Consider the following 19,869-nt stretch of genomic DNA (forward strand, 5'->3'; position numbering starts at 1 on the left):
TCGTAAGGTGTCCCCACTCTAGGGGCAAAACTCCATTTTGTGAGAGGTTGATTTCATACTTCGGATAGAGCTCGACGTGATCTTCTTGCCGTTCGGTGTCCATCCGGGGGGAAGGTGTGCGAACCGACTGTGAATGCTGCCGACGGATCAGTCGACGGGGGCCGTGATGACGTAGTACGGCTGGTTGGCCAGTGCTTCGTCGAAGCCCGGATGCCGGGTCACCGCACCTCCCTCCTGCTCCACCGTGAAGCTGTACATCAGCGAATAGCTGCTGTCGCTGTAGTCGCCCGGGATCTCGGCCCGGAAGCCGCCGTCTGCGCGTTGCATCTGGACCGACTGCCAGTCCTCGGCCTGATTGACGTGTCGGTAGCTCAGCACGACACCGACGACGCCCTCGCCGGCGGAGACCTCGAGTGGGACGGGTTGCGCACGCGTGAAGTCGCTGGGTGGGGTGTGCCCGAGCCCGGCTTGTGCCGGTCGAGATGGCACCGCCGCGCTGAAAGTCCCGGCTGCGTCGTTCGAGGCGTTGCGCAGTTCGGCCCACATGGCGTCGACGTCGGCCTCGACGCCGGGGCGACGGTCGCTCCAGCCGCCGTGTTCGCTGCGTTCCGGACCGAATCGCAGATTCGCCTGGTACACGCCTTCGACCAGGTCACCGATCTCGGTCCACACGTCGCAGGCGAACCTCAGCTGGTCGTACGCCCTGGCCAGCAGGTCGCGATCGCCGCTGCGCTGCCACAGTGCGTAGTCGGCCGCCGAACGGAACTTCGCCGCGAAGAACTTGCCCAGCCGCAGCAGTACTTCGGCGTCGATGGCGGTCCGTCGCAGCTGTGCCGAGGGTTGCTCGACCGCGGACAGCTTGGCCACACCGTCGGCAGCCTCGTCGACGAATCGCTGGATCCAGTCAGCGACCTCCAGGGGCGTGTAGCGCCCGTCGAGCCGGCCGGCGATCACGTCGTCCGCCCACTCGTTGATGATGTAGAAGGTCTGGGGATCGAACGGGCTCACGGTTCCCCACATCGGGGGCGCTTCGGTGTCTGTGCCGTGGTGGCCGGCGTAGGCACCCTCGGTGACCGGGAGGTTGGTGTAGACCTCGGGCCAGTTGCCGTTGTTCGACCCGCCGACACCGTGGACGACGGTGACCAGTGGCAGGATGCGGCTCAACGGAGCGAGGGTCCGTTCGACGGTGTCCCCGTGTTCGCCGTAGGTCTGGTGCAGATAGCCTTCCCACTCCCTGCGCGGCGCGTCGGGGTTGTAGAGCTTCCGACCCCAGATCCGGTACGTGTAGGCGTACTTGGTCCAGTCCTGCAGCCCGAGCTTCAGCTCGGGATCGATGTACGGGTCGCGACGGCCCGGCGCGCCGGAACCCTTGCGTCCCTTGAAGAACAGTGGCTCGCAGATGTCCACACCCAGTGCGCCGCCGAATGTGGACAGCCGGCCGTATCCGGCGGCATGTTCGGGGTCACCCCACAACAGGAGCTTTTGGGTACCCGGCCAGACCCGGAAGATCAGGTCGGCCCGACGATCCGAGCCCAGGAAGTCGGCGTAGCCGTAGCGGGTGAACCTGCGCGCGAACTCGGTGATCGACGTCAGCTCTCGACCCGGCGGCACCGGCTTGGCCTCTTCGCGCCGGCGGATCGCTGCCTGATGGTAGGGCAGTCCCTGATGCTCCGCCCAGTACTTCGCGCCGAGTACGGGATGCAGGCCGGGCTTGTTCACCGCGTCGAGCAGCGCGTCGTCGACGCCCTTGGCGTGCATGTCGACCTGCAACGGCTTCCCGCTGCGGGACAGTGCCTCAAACACAGGGTCCCAGAACTTCTCATGACCCTCGTCGGGGATGCCACCCTCGTAGTGCACGCGGAAGCTGAAGCCATCGATCTCCGGGCAGACGCGGAGCAACTCCGAGATCGCCGCCGCACAGTAATCGGCGTGGGTTTCCGGGGTCAGTCCGGTGATCGGGAACCGGTGGACGGAGTTGCGGCCGTAGTCGTATGCGTGATTCCAGAGACCGAGTTGGAAGTCCATGCCACGGCGCTTGGTCTCCTTGCCGATGAACTGGAGCATCCGAAGATTGGTCTCCCGTTCCTCGGCGGAGACCCCTTCGGCCACGACGTCCCAGCCAGGCACGTCGAGCAGGAACGGATAGGCGAAGCACAGGTAGTTGTCGGTGGCACCGTGGCGATCGGCGCCGTAGTTGTACTGCATGCCCAACGCCAGGTGGAAGCGGCTGAACCGCGCCTGCGCGATCCAGTCCAGATACTCGGTCCAGAAATCGGTCGAGGTGAACCACGGGTGATCCTCGTCGACGCTGGAGAAGGACCGCATGATGCCCCGCACCGGCATCGTGGTCGACGACACCACGCCATCGAGACTCTCGAACGCGCGGCTCAGTTCGCCGACGATCTCCAACTCGTCTGCGAGCCCGACCAGTGCGTAGGAAGCTCCGACCACATCGGTGGCCCGGATCTGCAGCCCGGCGCCGGCTCGGGCGTAGGAGTAGCCCTGGGTTCCTTGATCGTTCTGCTGGAGAACCAGCGAGGGTTCGTCGGCCTCCGACTCACCGACCTCGACCCGGACATCAGCACCCGATCGGCTACGCAGCAGGTCGAGGGCCCAATCCACGGCCGGCCCCTGCAGTTCCGGGTCTACCTGCACTCTCACTGCCAGCATGTTGTCGTCCATGACACCTTCCAGATAGTGGAGATCGCTGCTCATATAATGGAGTACTTTTGGAGCGTCCGCAATCGTCTGGCCGAGATTGGAGGAAACTGATACTGATTCAGGACTGAACGACGATTGCCCTACATCGATTCGGGCGCATACTGCGGGTCAGACCCATGTGCTAACTTCACGCTGGCTTGACTCCGTCGCGCGCAGACAGTGATTGATCAGAAGGGGAGGATGGCGCCCGTGACGAAGAAGGCCGGAGGCGTCCAGTCGGTCGAGCGAGCCTTCGCCTTGCTCGAGCTGCTGGTGGACCGGGGCGACCAGTCGTTGACGGAGTTGTCGCAGGCGATGGACCTGCCGGTTCCGACCACCCACCGTTTCCTGCAAACCCTTGTCTCGTTGGGATACGCGAGGCAACGCGAGAATCGCCGCTACGGACTCGGACTGGGGCTGGTCCGGTTGGCGAGCCCGGTCGACACCCATTTCTCACCGGTCGCCGAGCCTCATCTGGCCAGCCTTGTCGCCGGACTCGGGGAGTCTGCGAACCTCGCCGTCCTGGACGGCACCATGGTCGTCTATGTAGCTCACGTCCCGTCCCCGCACGCAATGCGCATGTTCACCGAGGACGGGCACCGGGCGCACACCCACGCGACTGGTGTCGGCAAGGCGATCCTGGCGCAACTGCCGGAGTCCCAGGTCAACCGGATCCTTGATCGTGCGGGCATGCCCGCAGCAACCTCGCGGACCATCACCGACCGCGCCAAGCTCCACCGGGAACTGGCAAAGATCCGGCGCCAGGGCTACGCGACCGACGCCGGGGAGCAGGAGGACGGCGTCTTCTGTTACGCCGTTCCCGTGCTCGGACTGCCGATCTCGATGGCCGTCTCGGTCTCCGGTCCCACCTTTCGGATGACCAAGGAACTGGGTGCGAAGGCGATCCCGTTGCTTCAGGCCAAAGCCGAGGCACTCAGGGCCGAACTCATCGGCCCGCTCAGCGAGACGCCCTAGGAGGTAGGCAGCTGCGACGGGGTTCGCCTATCCACTGCGCAAGCCGCTGCTACGGGGCATAGTGAGCTGCACCGGTCCCGCTGGAGAACAGTCCCCCAGGCAGCCGAGCGACGAGGCGATCAGATGACACCTTCCTCTGCCGATGAGCCCGGATCGTCCCGCCCGCGAGCTGACACCGCTAGCTCCGGTGACCTGCAGGGCGGAAACGTCCGTGCAGGGTGGCCCACTCGGCGGATGACGGCGATCGTTGCGGGCTCATTGGCGATCGGCTCGGTCGCAGCGCTGGTGCTCGTCTTCGCGCCGTTCATACCGGTGACCGAGAGTGCGATCACCGGCGCGCTCCTGTGCGGGATCGCGATCGGCTGGGCGATGCTGGTCCTGCTCTCGACGCGCCTCACCGATCAACCCCAGCACTGGGCAGCGGTTCCTGCCCTGTTCTTCGGCGTCAGCGGTCTGTTGTTGATCATGTTCGGATCCTCGGTGGACGAGGCGCTCGGCTGGGTGTGGCCGCCGCTGTTGCTGGCGTTGGCGATCTGGGTGATCACTCGCGTCCACCGACGGATGCCGAGTCGCAGCGGCAGGGCGCTGCTGTTCGTGGTCTGCGGCGTTCTGATCATCTCCTCCATCGGCGGCGGCTACCAGAGAGTCGGTGCAGCCGCCGATGCGAACGCCTTCCCGGCCCCCGGAAGATTGATCGACGTCGGCGGACACAGAATGCACCTGAACTGCACGGGCTCGGGCAGCCCGACCGTCATCCTCGAACCCGGTGGCGGGGAGATGTCGTCGAACATGGGATGGATCGCACCCGCGGTGGCCGGCCGTACCCGGGTCTGCGTCTACGACCGTTCCGGGCGGGGCTGGAGCGAGCCCGCACCCACCGGCGCTCCTCAGGACGGCAGCCGGATCGCCACCGACCTGCACAGCTTGTTGCACCGGGCAGGAGTGACCGGGCCGTACGTGTTGGCCGGGCACTCGTTCGGCGGGCTCTACGTTCGGGTCTTCGCCGCCCAGTATCCCCACGAGGTCGCCGGTCTGGTGCTCATCGACTCGACGGCGGCGAAACCACCGGCCAGACCGAACATGCCAACACCCGTGGTCCGCACCGACGGCGTCCTGGCCCGAACGTCCACACTGATCTCCGTCTCGGCCCGGCTCGGGCTGGCGCGCGTCACCGGTCTCACCGACTTCAGCTCCCTTCCGCCGCGTTCACGTGACGAGCTCCGCGCCAATGCCGCCCGGGCGAGCACCATCCGGAGCACCATCGACGAGTACGCCGGCGCCGGGGCCGCCGTTCAGGAGGCCGCTGCTCTGCGCGACGTCGGCGCCAGGCCGCTGATCGTCCTGACGGCCACCGTCGGCAACGCCGACGACTGGTTCGAAGCCCAGGATCGGTTGGCGAGACTGTCGACCAACAGTGCGCATCGCGTCGTACCGGGAGCCAGCCACGAAGCATTGGTCGGGGAACGCGAATACGCCGAGATCACCAGCCAAGCGATCCTGGACGTGGTCACCGCCGTCCGCGACCACACGCAGCTGACCCGGTGACAGCCGGTGGTCGAACCCTCGACGGCTGCCGCGGGTGGTCAGGTGATCAAGGACGGCCCCGACGGTCAAGGAGCCGTTCCTACTGCGCTGCCGCAGTCGGCTCGTGCTGCGGCGGGTAGGTCAGAACAAAGCCGTCGCCGATCACCGGCAGCGCACCCCAGCGGCCCAGTACGTGCCGGCGCGGGGGATCGTCACCCATCAGATGCCAGACGACCCAGCCCCGAGCCGCCAGCGTGTTGGAGATGAGCAGGCGGTGGCACCGCCATGGCATCGGCTCCCCGCACATGATCACCAGCCGACGGATGCGGGCGAGACTGGTCAGGCGCGCGATGCCGTCCCGATAGTTCGCAGTCTGCGTGTAGTCGGCATAGTTCTTAAACGATGGCTGGCTCCAGCCCGCATTGAGTTCCGGATCGACCTGGGGTTGCTTCGGGCGCCGTCCACCGAGTTCGCCGAAGTGGATGTAGGCGAGGCCCGCATCGGCCAGCCAGCCGGGCATCTCGTCGCGGCCGAACTGCGGATTGCGCCGGGAGCCGGGGTGGGCGCGAACATCGGCCAGCACTTCGATGCCGTTCTCGTGCAGGGGCCGAAGGAAGTCCGGCTCCGGGCAGGTCCAGTGGCCGATCGTCCAGACTTCTGGTGCGTTGTCGGTTGCCGAAGCATCGCTTGCGCCGGTTGTCATGGTGGTTCAAGCATGCCTCCGCCGATACCGTTCGACGCCTTCGGATGTCAGGGCCTGCGACCCCTGACTAGGGACCCCATCCGGCGAAGCTGCCCGGGACCGCCGACAGACTCCGGTACACCGCCCCGCGGACGGCCGGATTCTGTGGGATGACGCCGGCCAGATATTGGATGTACCGGTCACGTTGCGGCTTGTCCGCCAGCGCCCGGGCCACTTGATACTCCTGGGCCAGGCGTTCCAGCCAGGTGTTGGTGAAGTCGCCGTTGGCGTCGAATGCCACGACGCCGCCGGGATGGGTGGCGGTCCTGGTTGCGGCGATGATGGCGGTGCCGATGTCGCTCCTGCGGATCAGGCCGCCGTGTGAATTCAACCGGTCGACGAGGTGGCCCGGTGCGTTGATGTGGGCATCGAGCAGCAGGGCCGCGCCGTACTCGGAGGTGAACAGCTGGCTGACGGTGAAGCGGGGCACGGGGGTCCCTGGCTGATGCGGAGCACCGGGCACGGTGAAGTCACCGGCGTCGTTGGTGTCCCTGAAGATCCGATCGAACCGTTTCGCCGCGGTCTGCGCTTCGGCGACGCAGTACGCGATCGAGCACAGCGCCGCGAGCCGGACCCTGGCCGACCAGGTCTCGGTGAAGGTGTAGACGCCGCCGGCCACGCGTCCGCGGAAGTACGGCAGCCGTGGACCGGCGGGCACGTTCCCGGCAGAGGTCGGCATCCGCACCGGCGCCTGACCGGCGTCGACCCGGAGCAGGGTGACGAACCGGGGGAAATGTCGGTCGGGATCGGCGGGAACCACCTGGGGGAAGGCGAGCACGTTCGGATCGGCCCACGGATTGGCCGCCTGGAGGTCTGCCGGCGTCGGCGTCGGGCTGGCCGCAGTGTCGCTGGCTCCCCAGATCTGCGTACGCATCCCGTAGAGCCCGAGGAACAGATCGAAGTGGTCCGGATCGAGACCGCGGAAATGTTCCCAGAGCACTGTCGCCTCGTCGTCCCCGTGCACCGTCCACTGCTGGATGCCGGTCGACACCATGCCCTTGTCCCGCAACCGAGCGCCGTCGAGCCAGCCCTCGTTGTGGGTGATGGCCTTGACGACCTTGAGCCGGTCGTCCATCACTGCCTGCGTCGGATCGGACCCGATGGCGTCGGCGTAGTCGTCGATGAAGTCCACCGGATCGACCCGGCCGCCGTAGGACGGACCGACGAACACACCGTACTTGTCGATGCTGCCGCCACTGAGCTGGCGACCGAGAACCATCGACTGCTGGCCGTCCGGGCTCTCCGCGGCCGCGACCGCCGCCACCTCCAGAGCGGGTGCTCGCCGCCGAGGGGAGGCCGAGGCGGGCAGGCTGAATTCCCGCGGAACCACGGTTGGTCCGATCTCGAGCGGTCCTTGCCAGCTGTCCGGTCCGGTTCCGGTCGCCAGTCCGAGAGCCGTGGCCACCAGCCGACGGCTGCGCACCAGATCAGCCTGCCGTGCGGCGGGAAGTGCAGCCGCCGCCGGAGTGGACAACGCCGACCACAGCCGGCGAAGGACGGCAGCTCCCCCGGTCGTTGTGGCCAACAGGTTCGCCTGGTGCTGGACCAGCACGGCCAGGATCGCGATCCCCAAGCCGGGCTCATCGTCGGTGCGGTCGGTGTGCACCTGGCGGAACAGTTCGTAGAGGTAGAGGACCGGCTCGTACGGGTTGCGGAGCGTTCGGGCCGCAAGCGCCGGCCCGAGGTTGGTCAGATCCCCGACGCCGGCCAGGTCAGCGGTGACCTGGCTGCGTACCGCGTCCGGATCGTCGATGGGCAGTCGGGCGACGGCGGTGTCCCGGGCGCTCTTCAACAGGGCGGATGCCAGTGGGCGCCAACCCTGGATCGTCTCGAGGTTGGTCACCCAGGTTCCGCCGGCCTCGTCGATCTCGACCGGCAGCGGCATCCGGAAGCCGACCACCAACCGGTCGGTCGGAGTATTGGTCAGATGGGTCGCGCTGTAGGTGAGCAGAGCCTCCAGGACCTCGTGTGCCGAAGGCAGGGGCGCCGCTGTCGTCCGATCGGTGATGTCGTCGAGCAGGTCGGCGAGCAACGTCGCGACGCCGGCCAGAGTGGCACCCGGGCCAAGCATGACGCTGACCCGTGGGCGCAGCGCGTTGTCCCGGGTCAGGTCACCGGTCGGGTGGGCCAGTACGCCCTCGACCAGTCGCGGATGCCAGCTCGCCGCCGGTGCAGGCGTCGGCGGCGGCCAGAAGAGTACGTTCTTCGCTTCCTCCGGGACGTACAACAGTCCGAGGGAGTCCAGAACGTCGGTGAGGATCGACATGGCCTCCGCCTCTCACAACCGCACCGCCGAGGCATCAGTGCGCCGACCGGCGGCGGGAGTCCTCCCGCACAACGATCTTCACCTGGCGAGGCGGCAGTCCGGAAGGGCCGGAAGGGCAGACCTGAGCTCGCTCGGCTGGTTCTTTCGGCGCCGGCCAGCGCCCATGCTCCTGCACCATCGCGTAGTCCCGTCACTGGAACGCGGGGTCGCGGTCCTCGTGCGAGGGGGCCGGGACAGGGATGCCCGGTCGGGTGTCTGGAGTAGTGGGGCCCGCGGGTGAGGCCGGGGGTGGGGCCGGTGGGGATGGGGGTGCCGGAGGTGCCTGGGCCGGCGCCGGCGCGGGGGGTGGCGACGCGGGCTCCGGGGGCTTGCCGAACGATTCCGGATGAACGGTCTCGCCGTTGGGTCCGTAGGAAAAGGTATCGACGGTGGCTTTGCCCGAATACACGTTTCCCGCGCCGTCGATGAAGTAGATGTTCGCCTGCTTCTCGCCTTTCCAGTAGGTGCCGTTGGTAGCCCGGTGTTCGGTCGCACCCCAGGCGTTGCCGGTTTCCGCAGGCATCCTGGCGAGGAGCGCGCGGGCTGTCTGGACGCGCTGACCCGGCGGGGCAGCCAGCACCTGCTGCTTGATCCATTGGAACTTTTCGTACGCCGTGCCGGGCGGAAACTCGACGGTCGCCGGATCTGTCGCTTTTGGCCCACCGGTTTCCGGTGCAGTCTCGCCCGCCTCCGGTTTCGCCTCGGGGCTGCCGGGTTTGACCTCGGGTTTGACCTCGGGTTTGACCTCGGGTTTGACCTCCGGCTTCACCACGGGAGCCTCGACCGGTCCGCGGCCGAACAACTTCTTCGCGCCGCCCGCGAACATGAGTGCGGCAAAGATGACGCCCTCGGTGCCGCGTTCCCACTGTTCGAAGTCAGTCATCGGTCGGGGCGCGAACGCCCTGTGCCCGATGCCGGCCTCGACGATGTACGGGATGCCGGTGATGTCGGCGATGCCGAGTGCCACAACACCGACGGCGTTCCACCCTCCCGGGCCCTGCCCGCCGTGGTCGGTCTGGTACTCCTTCCAGCGCGAATAGATGCCCATGCCGGCACCGACCACGAAGAGGGCCGCAAGCACGCCCCAGCCGACCGGGCCGGCGAGGATCAATGCACCGGCCACCAGGAGGGCGGGAATGGCCAGGATGATGCCCGACACGATGCCGCCCAGGACATCGCCGAGCTTGTCCTTGAGCCACCTGCGCATGCTGCCGACAATGGCCTCGAACCAACCTTGCACCTGCGGTCGGTCCTTCGCGGAGGCCTCCTGGGCCAGGGACGATGCGGCGGAATCAAGGTCTGAGGACCCCCGGTCGCCGGCGCTGCGAGCCCGATCGGCCCACTCCGCGGCCTTGATGCCGGCCTCGTCGGCCTTGTCGCGCATTCCATCCAGTCCGGTTCGATGGGGGCGTGCCAGGTGGGTGTCGAGCCGGTCGGGGACCGCCCGGAACTGCTGACCCGCCTCGCCTGTGGCCGCGTCGGCCGTCGTGCGGAAGCCGCTGGTTACCTGCCGCTGGCCGGAACGGACCGTCAGGCCGAGTTCGACCACGCGTTGTTGGGCCTGCTGACTCGACGCCGCGACGCCTGTGGCGTGCTGCCGCGCGAGTTGCGCCAGGCCGTCGTCGAGGCCCGCAGCCGACTCGGTGATGGCTGCGACCATGTCGTCAGTGCTTTGCCGTAGCCCCTCCTGGACCTCGGTCCTGGCCGCGTCCAGAGTTTCACCGGCGGGCAGCGCCACCAGCGCCTGGGCCTCGAACTGGTGGGCACCCGCGAGTACCTCGGCCCGGAAATGCTCGGCCGCCTCGCTGATCTTGCTGCGTGCCGCCTCTTCCCAGGCTGCAATGTCGTCGGTCGCCAGTTGTTGTCCGGAATTGATGGCCCTGGTCAGCCTGCCCGCGGCCTTGGCAGATCCGGCCGCGGCTTCGCCGGTGATCCGGCGGACGGCAGCCTGGGCTGTGCCCCGTCCCCCGTCGATGCCCTGCTCGGCCTGTGTGGCGGCCGCCTTGATCTTGCTGTTGGCGTCGGACTTCGCTGGGCCATACAGCTCGGACTCCAGTTGTTGTCGGCCACGGGCCATGCTGGCGGCGGCCTGATCGCCGGCCCTGGACAGCTCGGTCCCGGCCTTGTTCCGGACCGTGGCCGCTATCTTCTCTTTCCCTTGCCGCACCTCTTCGTCAGTGGCGGTGCCGACCACCGGGTCGGCGCGTTGCTGCTGACCGATCGCCTGCGACCTCGCTCGGGCCGACTCCTGGCCGACGGTTCCAGAAGCCTCCGACTCGAGACGGTCGACAACATCCTGGGCACGGGTCCCGGTCGTCACCGCCTGCTGTTCGATGGTCGACTTCGCCGCCGCTCCTGCGGCGCTGATCTGGGCAGTCTCGGCTGCCTCGCCCGTCTTCGATTGCGCCTCGAACAGTCGGAGACTCCGTGTCACCTGTTGTGAGGCGGCGCCGAACGACGCGTCGACCTCTGCCCGCCGGACCGCGGCGGCAGCGGCCAGTCGACTCAACGCCGACTGCTCTGCTTGGTCGATCCGGGTCAGCGGATCTGCGGCGACCGTAGCGGCCACGCCGGTCGGGTCCACCGAGGCGGAGGTGACATCCCGCTGAACCGGGACTCCGCCTGCGCGCCGGCCGGACCCGGCCTGAAGCAAGGGGATGACGGCACGATTCCCGGCGAGGCGTTGGAGTTGGAGCACCGATCCCAAGGCGGTCTCGCCGAGCTGACCATGCTGGCTCACAGCATGTGCACCGCTCACGGCCGGGGCCGTCCGTGCCACACCTGAGTCGGCGCTCTCCCTGTCGGCATGCTCGTGCATCTGCACCCCTCGCCGATAGCCGGAAATGCACACCAGTTTCCGTCGTGGCGGCCCTTGAGGACTACGTCCGAACGGGACAAACCCCGTTGCCCGATCGGGCCAAACAGACCACTCCCTGCGGTGCGACCGTTATTGCCGGGCGTCGGAGGCAGTCATCACGGCTGCTTTGTCCTGCTCATGCGATGCCACGAGGTCCGTTCGACTCACGAGGGCAGCGAGCTGAAACGTTCATACCTATTCCGGGGTAGGGCGGGTGTCGATCCCGCCCGGCCGGAATTCGTGGCGGGGGTCCACAACCGGGCCGGGCGGGTCAACAGGGATGAGACCGCAGATCTTCTGGGGGGAAAGGTCTTCAACGGGTCCCGCTCCACTCGAAGGGCTGGTTAGCCCCTGCGATTAGATTAGCGATGTGTCTGTGAGCTGACTGAGACCTCAGTGATCATTCCCAGATGCTGACCATGTATATATTCCGAGGGCTCTGGTGGAGTCGTAAACGGGCCAGCACGGTTGGCCGGGGGAACAACCGCAGCGTCCGATACGCTCCGTCGGAGCCGCCTCAATCTGAACGCCCTTCGTTAGTGGCGCGGATAGTGGATTCGACCAGAAGTCGGGCCGAACCGATCTAGCCATTTCGGTCGCGGGCCATTAGCCTGCCGCTGTACTTGGCGATGACACACATGAAGTGCTGACAATTCGGCGTGCTGTTCGGCGACAGGATCGGAGTTCGGGGTGCGAAACGGTGCGACGTTCACCGGGGCCGCCGGCGGTGCGTTGGGTTCTGGGCCACGGATCAACCGGGTCGCGTCCCGCCTCAATCGGCCGGTCTGCCCGCGCCCGACCAGGTCGGCCCGGGAACGCTGATGAGCACACCCTCCGGTGCTGGTTACCCCCACTTCGCTGCTCGGGTCGGCACCGGATTCGCGCTCCACCTGCCTGACGGTGACACGGCACCCCTGGTGCTCACCGAATGCACAACCAGCGGCCCGGGGTCCTTCTCGCTGATCTTCAAGGCGGGTCCCCGGGCACCGATCGAGCAGGCGAACTATCAACTCTCTGCGGACGGCTTCGGGCCGGAGCCGGTATTCCTCGTACCAATAGGCCAGCGACCGAACGACGCGCAATTCCCGCTGGAATACCAGGCGATATTCAATTCTGTTCCACCCCCGGGTGCGTCGCCCTGACCCAACCGGCTTGATCCCCCGCATCGAGGAAGAAGCACGATGAGTACTCCCTACATCGGCGAGATCCGCATGTTCGCCGGCAACTTCGCCCCGGTCGGCTGGCTGCTGTGTCAGGGCCAGGTGCTGCCCATCGCCCAGTACGACACGCTGTTCACGCTGATCGGCACCACCTACGGCGGTGACGGGCAGGCGACCTTCGCCGTGCCCGACCTGGCTTCCCGAATCCCCTACCACCAGGGGCCGGGCTCGGTGATCGGTCAGATCGGCGGCGTCGAACAACTGACGCTGACCCCGGACCAGCTTCCGGCGCACACCCACGCCGCCAACGCCAGCACGGCCAACGCCGACCAGCCGGCGCCCGAAGGCAACGTCTGGGGATCCGGAACCCTCAGTGCGTACGCCTCGACCCAGACGGCGAACCTGACCATGAATCCTTCGGCGTTGAAACCAGCCGGCGGCAACCAGCCGCACGAGAACATGCCGCCGTTCCTGTGCCTGAACTTCATCATCGCGACCGAGGGCATCTACCCCACCCCGAGCTGACCACCGCACCTACTTTCGGAGCCAAGCATGAGTGATCCGTTCCTCGGAGAGATCAGACTGGTCTCGTTCAACTTCCCACCCAGGGGATGGGCGTTCTGCAACGGCCAGTTGCTGCAGATCAACCAGAACCAGGCACTGTTCTCCATCGTGGGCACCACCTACGGCGGCGATGGCCGGACCACGTTTGCCCTGCCCAACTTCGCCGGGCGGATGCCCATCCACCAGGGTCAGGGCTTCACCGTCGGACAACAAGGCGGCGAGGCGACGCACACGCTGACTGTCGCGGAGATGCCGGCCCACAACCATCCGGCACTGGCCGGCGGGGCCGCCAACGGCTCCAGCCCGAACGGCACCACATGGGCCCCCGCCGACGGCGCGCTGGAATACAGCAATGCGGCGAACACCACGATGAGCCGCGCCGCAATCGCCGACGGCGGCGGCAACCAGGCCCACGAGAACCGACCACCGTTCCTGGTGCTCAATTTCATCATCGCCCTGGTGGGCGTCTACCCCTCAGCGAACTAGACCGGCCAACAGGAGCCCCGCGATGCCTGAACCTTTTCTCGCCGAGATCCGAATGTTCAGCGGCAACTTCGCCCCGAACGGGTGGGCGCTGTGCAACGGCCAACTGATGGCCATCTCCCAGAACACCGCACTGTTCTCACTGCTCGGCACGACCTACGGCGGCGACGGCCGTGTCACCTTCGCCCTGCCCAACCTCATGGGTGTTGCGCCCATGCAGCAAGGCCAGGGCGCCGGGCTGTCCGCGCGCCGGCTCGGCGAGATCGGAGGACAACAGAATGTGACGGTGGCGGGCCCGCAGATGCCTGCGCACACCCATCTCGCGAACGCGGTCGACGCCGCCGGCGACGCCACGACGCCGAACGATGCGATCTGGGCAAGCGCCCGGCTGGGTCGGATCGGTACCAACATGTACGCCGACAACCCACCCGACAAGTCGATGAGCCCGAGCGCGATCGGGATGACCGGTGGTGGTCAGCCGCACAACAACATGCCGCCCTATCTGTGCGTCAGCTTCATCATCGCGCTTCAGGGAATCTTCCCGCAGCGGCCGTGACCACGGGGCTCGTCCCTGGGCGGACGGGTATGTCGACAGATTCTGTGGCGATGTCTATGGCGATTCGCTGCCGTATATGTATGCGGCGCGTGCAATGCCCTGAATGGGAACCGGCTCGACCGGGACTTTGTGCTCTGGCCAGCAAATCGGTTCATTCATACGCTATCCGCCTGACCTTCCGCCTGTCGGACGGGCGCACCGTCGCGCTGACGGTGGCGTGAAGGCCGGCGGAGGTAACTGTGCCGCGACGATCATTCCGCATTGGTCTGGCCCTCATTCTCGTGGTGGGCACGATCGCGGTATTCCCGGTTCCCCGGGCCCACGCAGCGGTGACGCTGAATGTGTCCACCACGTCCGACATTTCGGCCGGCAGCGGCGCCTGCGGCAACTCGAGCACCACGCCGCCCTCACCATTGAGCCTTCGTGAGGCCACCTGTATAGCCAACAATTACGGCGCCGGCCAGGCCGTGACGATCAACGTGCCAACCGGGACGTACCCGCTGACCGGCGGCGAGCTGCGGCTCGGCACCGTCACGGGTTCGAACATCACCCTGACTGGAGCCGGGCCGGCGAACACCGTCATCGACGGCAACCATGCCAACCGAGTGCTGGAGATCGATCCCTCCATCGTCGGCGGTGTGCAGACCAGCATCTCCGGCGTCACGATCACCAACGGTCGGGATGACACCTTCGGCGGAGCCGGCATCGCCGCGGGATCGGGTGACCGGACCGACCTGGACAGCCTGACCGTGACCGACTCGGTGATCAGCAACAACCAGGCCAACTTCACCGCGCCGAGCACCAGCAACAACCCCGGCGGAGGCATCCTCTTCCAGGGCGGCAGGTTGACCCTGACCAACGCCACCGTCAGCGGTAACCAGTCCTTCTCCAGCGCCGGGTCCGGCGTGTTCTACCAGGCCGTCGGCTCGACGACCGGACAGACGCTGACCGTCACCGGCTCCAACTTCACCGGCAACTCCACCGCGAACTCGGGCCGGTCCGGGACGTCCGGCGGCGCACTGGCCGTATCCGGTGGGTCGTCCACCGTGACCAACAGCCGCTTCACCGGCAACGCAGCCAGCTCTACCGGAGACGAGACCGCGGTCGGCGGCGCCATCTTCCAGCAGACCGGCAACCTCACCGTCACCGGCTCCACCTTCACCGGCAACTCGGTCACCAGCCCCGGCACCAGCGGCGGCGGAGCGATCCTCTACACCGCCGGCCAGGCGGTGCTGCAGCACAACCGACTGGTCGGCAACGTCGGCCCCGGCGGCGTGATGACCAACAGCCGGACCGGCACCGTTGACGCCACCGCCAACTGGTGGGGCTGCAACAGCGGGCCCAACACTGCCGGTTGTGAAACCACGACCGGCACTGGCATCACCACCGAACCAAGACTCGTGCTGACCGCCACCGCCGATCCGACTCACGTGATCGGCCCGAACGGCACCGCGACCCTGACCGCGTCACTGCTGACCGACTCGGCCGACGGCGCGGTCGGCTCGGCGGAGCTGGCACCGGCCTTCGACGGTGTCCCGGTCACGTTCGCCGACCCGCCGGGCGATGCAACCGTGACCGGCGATCCGGGTGCACACAGCGTCAACCTGGCCGGCGGCGAGGCCAGCATCGACTACCACTCGAACACCACGACGGGCCCGAACAACACCCAGATCACGCTGGACAACGCCACCGTCACCGCCGCGCTCGAGGTCGACCAGCCACCCGCCATCACCAGCGCCGACACCGCGAGCTTCATCCCCGGAACCCCAGCCGGCTTCACGATCACCACTACGGGCTACCCGGCGGCGAGGATCACCGAGGTCGGCGGTCTTCCGTCCGGGTTGGCCTTCCAGAACAACGGTGACGGCTCGGCGACCATCTCCGGCACTCCGGCGGCTGGCACCGGTGGCAGCTACCCGATAGACCTGACCGCGGCCAACGGCGTCTCCCCGAGCGCGACCCAGACGCTGACGATCAAGGTCGGCCGGCCGCCGGCGATCACCAGCCCGGCGACGGCCACCTTCCGGATCGGTTCGGCGGGCACCTTCACGGTGACCACCTCCGGCGACCCGACGGTGTCCAGGATCACCGCGTCCGGATCGCTACCACCCGGGGTGACGTTCTCCGACAACCGCGACGGCACCGCCACTATCGCCGGCACCCCGACCGGAACCGGTAACACCTACCCGGTGACGCTGACCGCCGCCAACGGAGTGTCACCGGACGCCACCCAGAATCTGACCATCCAGGTCGACGAGGCGCCAGTGATCACGCTGAACCCCAGCGACCAGACTGTTGCCCCCGACACCTCGGTGAGCTTCAGCGCGGCGGCCTCCGGTGTGCCGACCCCGACTGTGCAGTGGCAGCGGTCCACCGACGGTGGGCACAACTTCGCCGACATCGCCGGTGCGACGTCGACCACCTACGCCTTCCGTACGACGGCAGCCGACGACGGCAACCAGTACCGGGCGGTGTTCAGCAACGGCGTCGGATCGGCGGCCGTCACGACCGCCGCTGGCCTGCACGTAGGGAGCGCGCCCAGCTTCACCAGCGCCGACCAGACCAGCTTCCTTGTCGGCCGACCCGGCGTGTTCCCAATCGGGACGACGGGCGTACCGAAGGCAACGCTGACCGCAGCCGGAGACCAGTTCCCGGCCTGGCTGACCCTGAGCGACAACGGCGACGGCACCGGCACGCTGTCCGGAACCCCACCGCCAGGCAGCGCGGGTAGCCACCAGTTCACACTCAAGGCCGTCAACGGGTTCAGCCCGGCCGCTTCGCAGGACTTCACCCTGTTCGTGGATGACTCGCCGGTGATCACCAGCGCGGACCGCGCCACGTTCACGGCCGGACAGGCCGGCAGCTTCGCGGTGACCACAACGGCCGGATTCCCGTCCAGCACGGCACTGAGCGCGTCCGGTCCGCTGCCGTCCGGCCTGACGTTCCACGACAACGGCAACGGCACCGCGACCCTGGCCGGCACCCCGGACGCCGGCACCGGCGGCTCGACCACGATCACCATCTCCGCCACTGCGGTCGGCGGGCAGGCGGACCCGGCCACCCAACGCTTCACGCTCACCGTGCTCGAACCGCCGACCATCAGCAGCGCCGATCACGTCACCTTCAGCGAAGGTTCGCCCGCCTCGTTCACGGTACGGACCATTGCCGGCAACCCGAAGCCGGTCGCGCTCTCCAGCCTCGGCGCCCTGCCGTCGGGTGTCGACTTCACCGACAACCGGGACGGCACCGCGACGATCGCCGGAACCCCGAACGCGGGGACCCGTGGCGTGTACACGATCACCGTCACCGCCAGCAATGGTGTGGACCCGGACGCCACGCAGACCTTCACGCTGACCGTGAACGCTGCGCCGCAGGTCACCAGCACCGACCACGTCACCGTCGTCGTGAACACGGCGGGCACCTTCACCGTGACCACCAGCGGCCGGCCGACCCCGTCGGTGACGCAGTCCGGCAGCCTGCCACCGGGCATGACCTTCACCGACAACACAGACGGCACCGCGACGCTCGGCGGCACTCCGACCGCCGGAGGACGCTTCACCTTCACCATCACCGCAGCCAATGGCGTGCTCCCGGACGCGACCCAGAGCTTCACCGCCACTGTGAACGCCGCACCGGTGATCACCAGCGCCGACCACACAGCCTTCGCGGTCGGCTCAACCGGCGCATTCACGGTCACCACGACTCCAGGGGTTCCGGACGCGACAACGATCACCGAGAGCGGACGGCTACCGTCCGGTGTCAGCTTCCACGACAACGGCGATGGCACCGCAACGTTGGCGGGAACGCCGGCCGCCGGAAGCGGAGGCAGGTATCCGCTGACGCTGACCGCCGGCAACGGCGGACCGCTGGACGCGAAGCAGTCCTTCACGCTGACCGTCACCGACGTTCCCGCGATCACCAGCGGTGATCACACAACCTTCACCGTCGGCGACGCCGGCCGCTTCACGGTGACCACGCGCCCCGGATTCCCGGCGGCGGTGAACCTGACCCAATCCGGCGGCCTGCCGTCCGGTATCACCTTCACCGACAACGGCGACGGCACCGCGACCCTGGCCGGCACCCCCGCCGCCGGCACCGGTGGGTCCTATCCGCTGACCATCACCGTTGCGAATTCGATCGGCGACTCCGGCCAGGCATTCACCCTCACGGTCATCCGTCGGCCGCAGACCATCACCGTCACCACCATCCCGCCCGCCACCGCCGAGGTCGGCGGCAGTTACGTGCCGACGGCAACTTCGGACTCCGGGCTGCCTGTCACCGTGTCGATCGACGCGGCCACAACGAACTCGGCGTGCAGCATCAGCGGTGCGGCCGTGCACTTCGACGCCGCGGGCAGCTGCGTGGTGGACTTCGAGCAGTCCGGAGACGGATCCTTCGCGCCGGCGGCCCAGGTGCAGCAGACGATCACCGTGTCGAAGGTAGGGACCACGATCGCCGTCACCGCCTCGCCGAGCTCCTCGGTCTATGGGCAGTCCGTCGATGCGACCGTGACAGTGGCCGCCGACTCCGGCACGCCGACCGGATCGGTCCAGCTCGGAGTGGACGGTACGAAGGTCGGCGCCCCGGTGGCGGTGACCGGCGGTTCCCCGGTCCGCCGAACGCTGACCGGTCCCGGGGGCGGACCGCTGGCACCCGGTTCGCATGTCGTGACGGCGTCGTTCACGCCGACCGACAGCACCACCTACGCCTCTGCCACCGCTTCGGTCACCCAGGTGGTCCTCCAGGCAGCCACCAGAACCTCGCTGAGCGTTCATGCGCACACCCTGCGCGCCGTCGTGACCGCGGTCGCCCCCGGAGCCGGGACGCCGACCGGCACGGTCAGCTTCCTGGTCGGCGGCCACCGGGTCGGCACCGCACGACTGACCCGCGGCGTCGCGAACCAGACCTATACGGTGCCGGTCGGCCGGGCCAACAGGGTGGCCGCCAGCTACTCCGGCGACCGGAACTTCACCGCCTCCTCGGTGTCGACGAGTCGGCATGATCCCAAGATCACCGCCAGCTTGAGCAGCGCGCATCACCGCAGCCGGTTCGGCTGGTATCGCTCGCCGGTCACGATCAGATTCACCTGCACGGTGACGAGCGCGCGTCTCACCTCGCACTGTCCCGCGCCGGTGGTGCTGCGTCACCAAGGCGCCAACCAGTCGGTCTCACGGACGATCGCGGCCGCCGACGGCGGCACGGCCACCGTTGTGGTGCGCGGGGTCAACATCGATCTGACCCGCCCCAAGGTATCGATCAAGGGACCGCGGGACGGCGCCACCTACAAGGGTTCGGCGCCGCGGGCCCGTTGTGCGGGACTCGACCGGCTGTCCGGGGTCGCCTCGTGCCGGCTTACCAAGAAGACCCACGGCGACCGGATCAGCTACCGAGCCACGGCGACCGACCGGGCCGGCAACACGGTTCACCGCTCGGTGGCCAGCACCGTGCTTGCCTATTACGTGATCGGTGCGCGATACCGGCACGGCGCCTTCACGGTGCGGGCCGGGCACGCGTACACGCTGGTCGCCGCCGGACCCAGGCACCGGCCGGTCTACTACGACGCCGCGGTCCATCCGAAGCGGCCGGGCAAACGCGACAATGCCTTCCATCGGGCCGGATATCGAAAATGGACCCTTGGTGTCTATCTGGAACGGGGCATGCACCGACACCGGTACTGGAACATCGGCATAAAGGCCGGCGGCACCCTGCACATCATCAAGATCCGGGTCAGTTGACGCAGTGGACGCATGATTTCAGAACGGGTAATCCGGCTGGTCCGAATATTGCACGCATCGAGGGGTAACACGGCAATGCGTGTCAGGAGTGGCAGCGGTCGGGCGGTCCATTAGAGTCTTCGGCATTACTGGACCGTTGACAATTCCTCAGACTGGTGCGTTAATCATCGCGGTGTTGGATTGCGACCATATCCGCCACTCCCACGGATCGAGCGGCATGCCGCCGGAAACGATACGCCGCGGTCGGACACAGGAAGCGATGTGACAA

The 19,869-nt window shown here is 67.6% G+C and carries 11 protein-coding genes; 7 read left to right on the top strand and 4 right to left on the bottom strand.

The genetic code is table 11. The features are described 5' to 3' along the window. Positions 1 to 147: 147 nt before the first annotated feature. On the bottom strand, positions 148 to 2,715 hold the full coding sequence (locus tag GJV80_RS17770) for a hypothetical protein (protein ID WP_154689038.1): 2,568 nt from the start codon (positions 2,713 to 2,715) through the stop codon (positions 148 to 150). A 195-nt stretch (positions 2,716 to 2,910) separates the two neighbouring features. Between GJV80_RS17770 and GJV80_RS17775 the strand changes: the two genes are divergently transcribed. Both GJV80_RS17775 and GJV80_RS17780 read left to right on the top strand, forming a co-directional pair. Beyond that, on the top strand, positions 2,911 to 3,675 hold the full coding sequence (locus GJV80_RS17775; RefSeq protein ID WP_230207815.1) for an IclR family transcriptional regulator: 765 nt from the start codon (positions 2,911 to 2,913) through the stop codon (positions 3,673 to 3,675). A 234-nt stretch (positions 3,676 to 3,909) separates the two neighbouring features. Next, a complete protein-coding gene (locus GJV80_RS17780) occupies positions 3,910 to 5,220 on the top strand; it encodes an alpha/beta fold hydrolase (protein WP_230207816.1) in 1,311 nt (436 codons plus the stop codon). A gap of 79 nt (positions 5,221 to 5,299) precedes the next feature. Here the strand turns inward: GJV80_RS17780 and GJV80_RS17785 are convergent, their stop codons facing one another. From GJV80_RS17785 to GJV80_RS17795, 3 genes are all read right to left on the bottom strand, one after another. Then, a complete protein-coding gene (locus tag GJV80_RS17785) occupies positions 5,300 to 5,902 on the bottom strand; it encodes a DUF488 family protein (RefSeq protein ID WP_154689041.1) in 603 nt (200 codons plus the stop codon). Positions 5,903 to 5,969: 67 nt separating this feature from the next. Continuing rightward, positions 5,970 to 8,207, bottom strand: coding sequence for a hypothetical protein (locus GJV80_RS17790; protein WP_154689042.1), 2,238 nt, complete (start codon positions 8,205 to 8,207; stop codon positions 5,970 to 5,972). Positions 8,208 to 8,397: 190 nt separating this feature from the next. Further along, positions 8,398 to 10,986 (bottom strand): hypothetical protein, encoded by a 2,589-nt coding sequence (locus tag GJV80_RS17795; RefSeq protein ID WP_154689043.1) that lies wholly within the window; start codon positions 10,984 to 10,986, stop codon positions 8,398 to 8,400. A 938-nt stretch (positions 10,987 to 11,924) separates the two neighbouring features. On the opposite strand from GJV80_RS17795, the gene GJV80_RS17800 reads away from it, so the two are divergent. The 5 genes from GJV80_RS17800 to GJV80_RS17820 all read left to right on the top strand — a co-directional run bounded on the left by GJV80_RS17800 (position 11,925) and on the right by GJV80_RS17820 (position 19,601). Beyond that, positions 11,925 to 12,245: a hypothetical protein gene (locus GJV80_RS17800; RefSeq protein WP_154689044.1), complete on the top strand. Its 321-nt coding sequence runs from the start codon at positions 11,925 to 11,927 to the stop codon at positions 12,243 to 12,245. A 39-nt stretch (positions 12,246 to 12,284) separates the two neighbouring features. Next, positions 12,285 to 12,788: a phage tail protein gene (locus tag GJV80_RS17805; protein ID WP_154689045.1), complete on the top strand. Its 504-nt coding sequence runs from the start codon at positions 12,285 to 12,287 to the stop codon at positions 12,786 to 12,788. Positions 12,789 to 12,815: 27 nt separating this feature from the next. Next, the gene (locus GJV80_RS17810) at positions 12,816 to 13,313 is read left to right on the top strand and encodes a phage tail protein (protein ID WP_154689046.1); all 498 of its coding nucleotides are present in this window, start codon (positions 12,816 to 12,818) and stop codon (positions 13,311 to 13,313) included. Between the two features lie 22 nt (positions 13,314 to 13,335). Beyond that, positions 13,336 to 13,866: a phage tail protein gene (locus GJV80_RS17815; RefSeq protein ID WP_154689047.1), complete on the top strand. Its 531-nt coding sequence runs from the start codon at positions 13,336 to 13,338 to the stop codon at positions 13,864 to 13,866. Positions 13,867 to 14,207: 341 nt separating this feature from the next. Next, positions 14,208 to 19,601 (top strand): putative Ig domain-containing protein, encoded by a 5,394-nt coding sequence (locus GJV80_RS17820; RefSeq protein WP_154689048.1) that lies wholly within the window; start codon positions 14,208 to 14,210, stop codon positions 19,599 to 19,601. Positions 19,602 to 19,869: the final 268 nt, after the last annotated feature.

This window comes from Microlunatus sp. Gsoil 973 (assembly GCF_009707365.1).
In the GTDB taxonomy this organism is placed as follows: Bacteria; Actinomycetota; Actinomycetes; order Propionibacteriales; family Propionibacteriaceae; genus Microlunatus.

Coding starts and splice junctions, on each gene's coding strand:
- GJV80_RS17815 (WP_154689047.1), top strand. CDS start 13,336: ATGCCTGAACCTTTTCTCGCCGAGATCCGAATGTTCAGCGGCAACTTC.
- GJV80_RS17800 (WP_154689044.1), top strand. CDS start 11,925: ATGAGCACACCCTCCGGTGCTGGTTACCCCCACTTCGCTGCTCGGGTC.
- GJV80_RS17785 (WP_154689041.1), bottom strand. CDS start 5,902: ATGACAACCGGCGCAAGCGATGCTTCGGCAACCGACAACGCACCAGAA.
- GJV80_RS17805 (WP_154689045.1), top strand. CDS start 12,285: ATGAGTACTCCCTACATCGGCGAGATCCGCATGTTCGCCGGCAACTTC.
- GJV80_RS17790 (WP_154689042.1), bottom strand. CDS start 8,207: ATGTCGATCCTCACCGACGTTCTGGACTCCCTCGGACTGTTGTACGTC.
- GJV80_RS17780 (WP_230207816.1), top strand. CDS start 3,910: ATGACGGCGATCGTTGCGGGCTCATTGGCGATCGGCTCGGTCGCAGCG.
- GJV80_RS17770 (WP_154689038.1), bottom strand. CDS start 2,715: ATGAGCAGCGATCTCCACTATCTGGAAGGTGTCATGGACGACAACATG.
- GJV80_RS17810 (WP_154689046.1), top strand. CDS start 12,816: ATGAGTGATCCGTTCCTCGGAGAGATCAGACTGGTCTCGTTCAACTTC.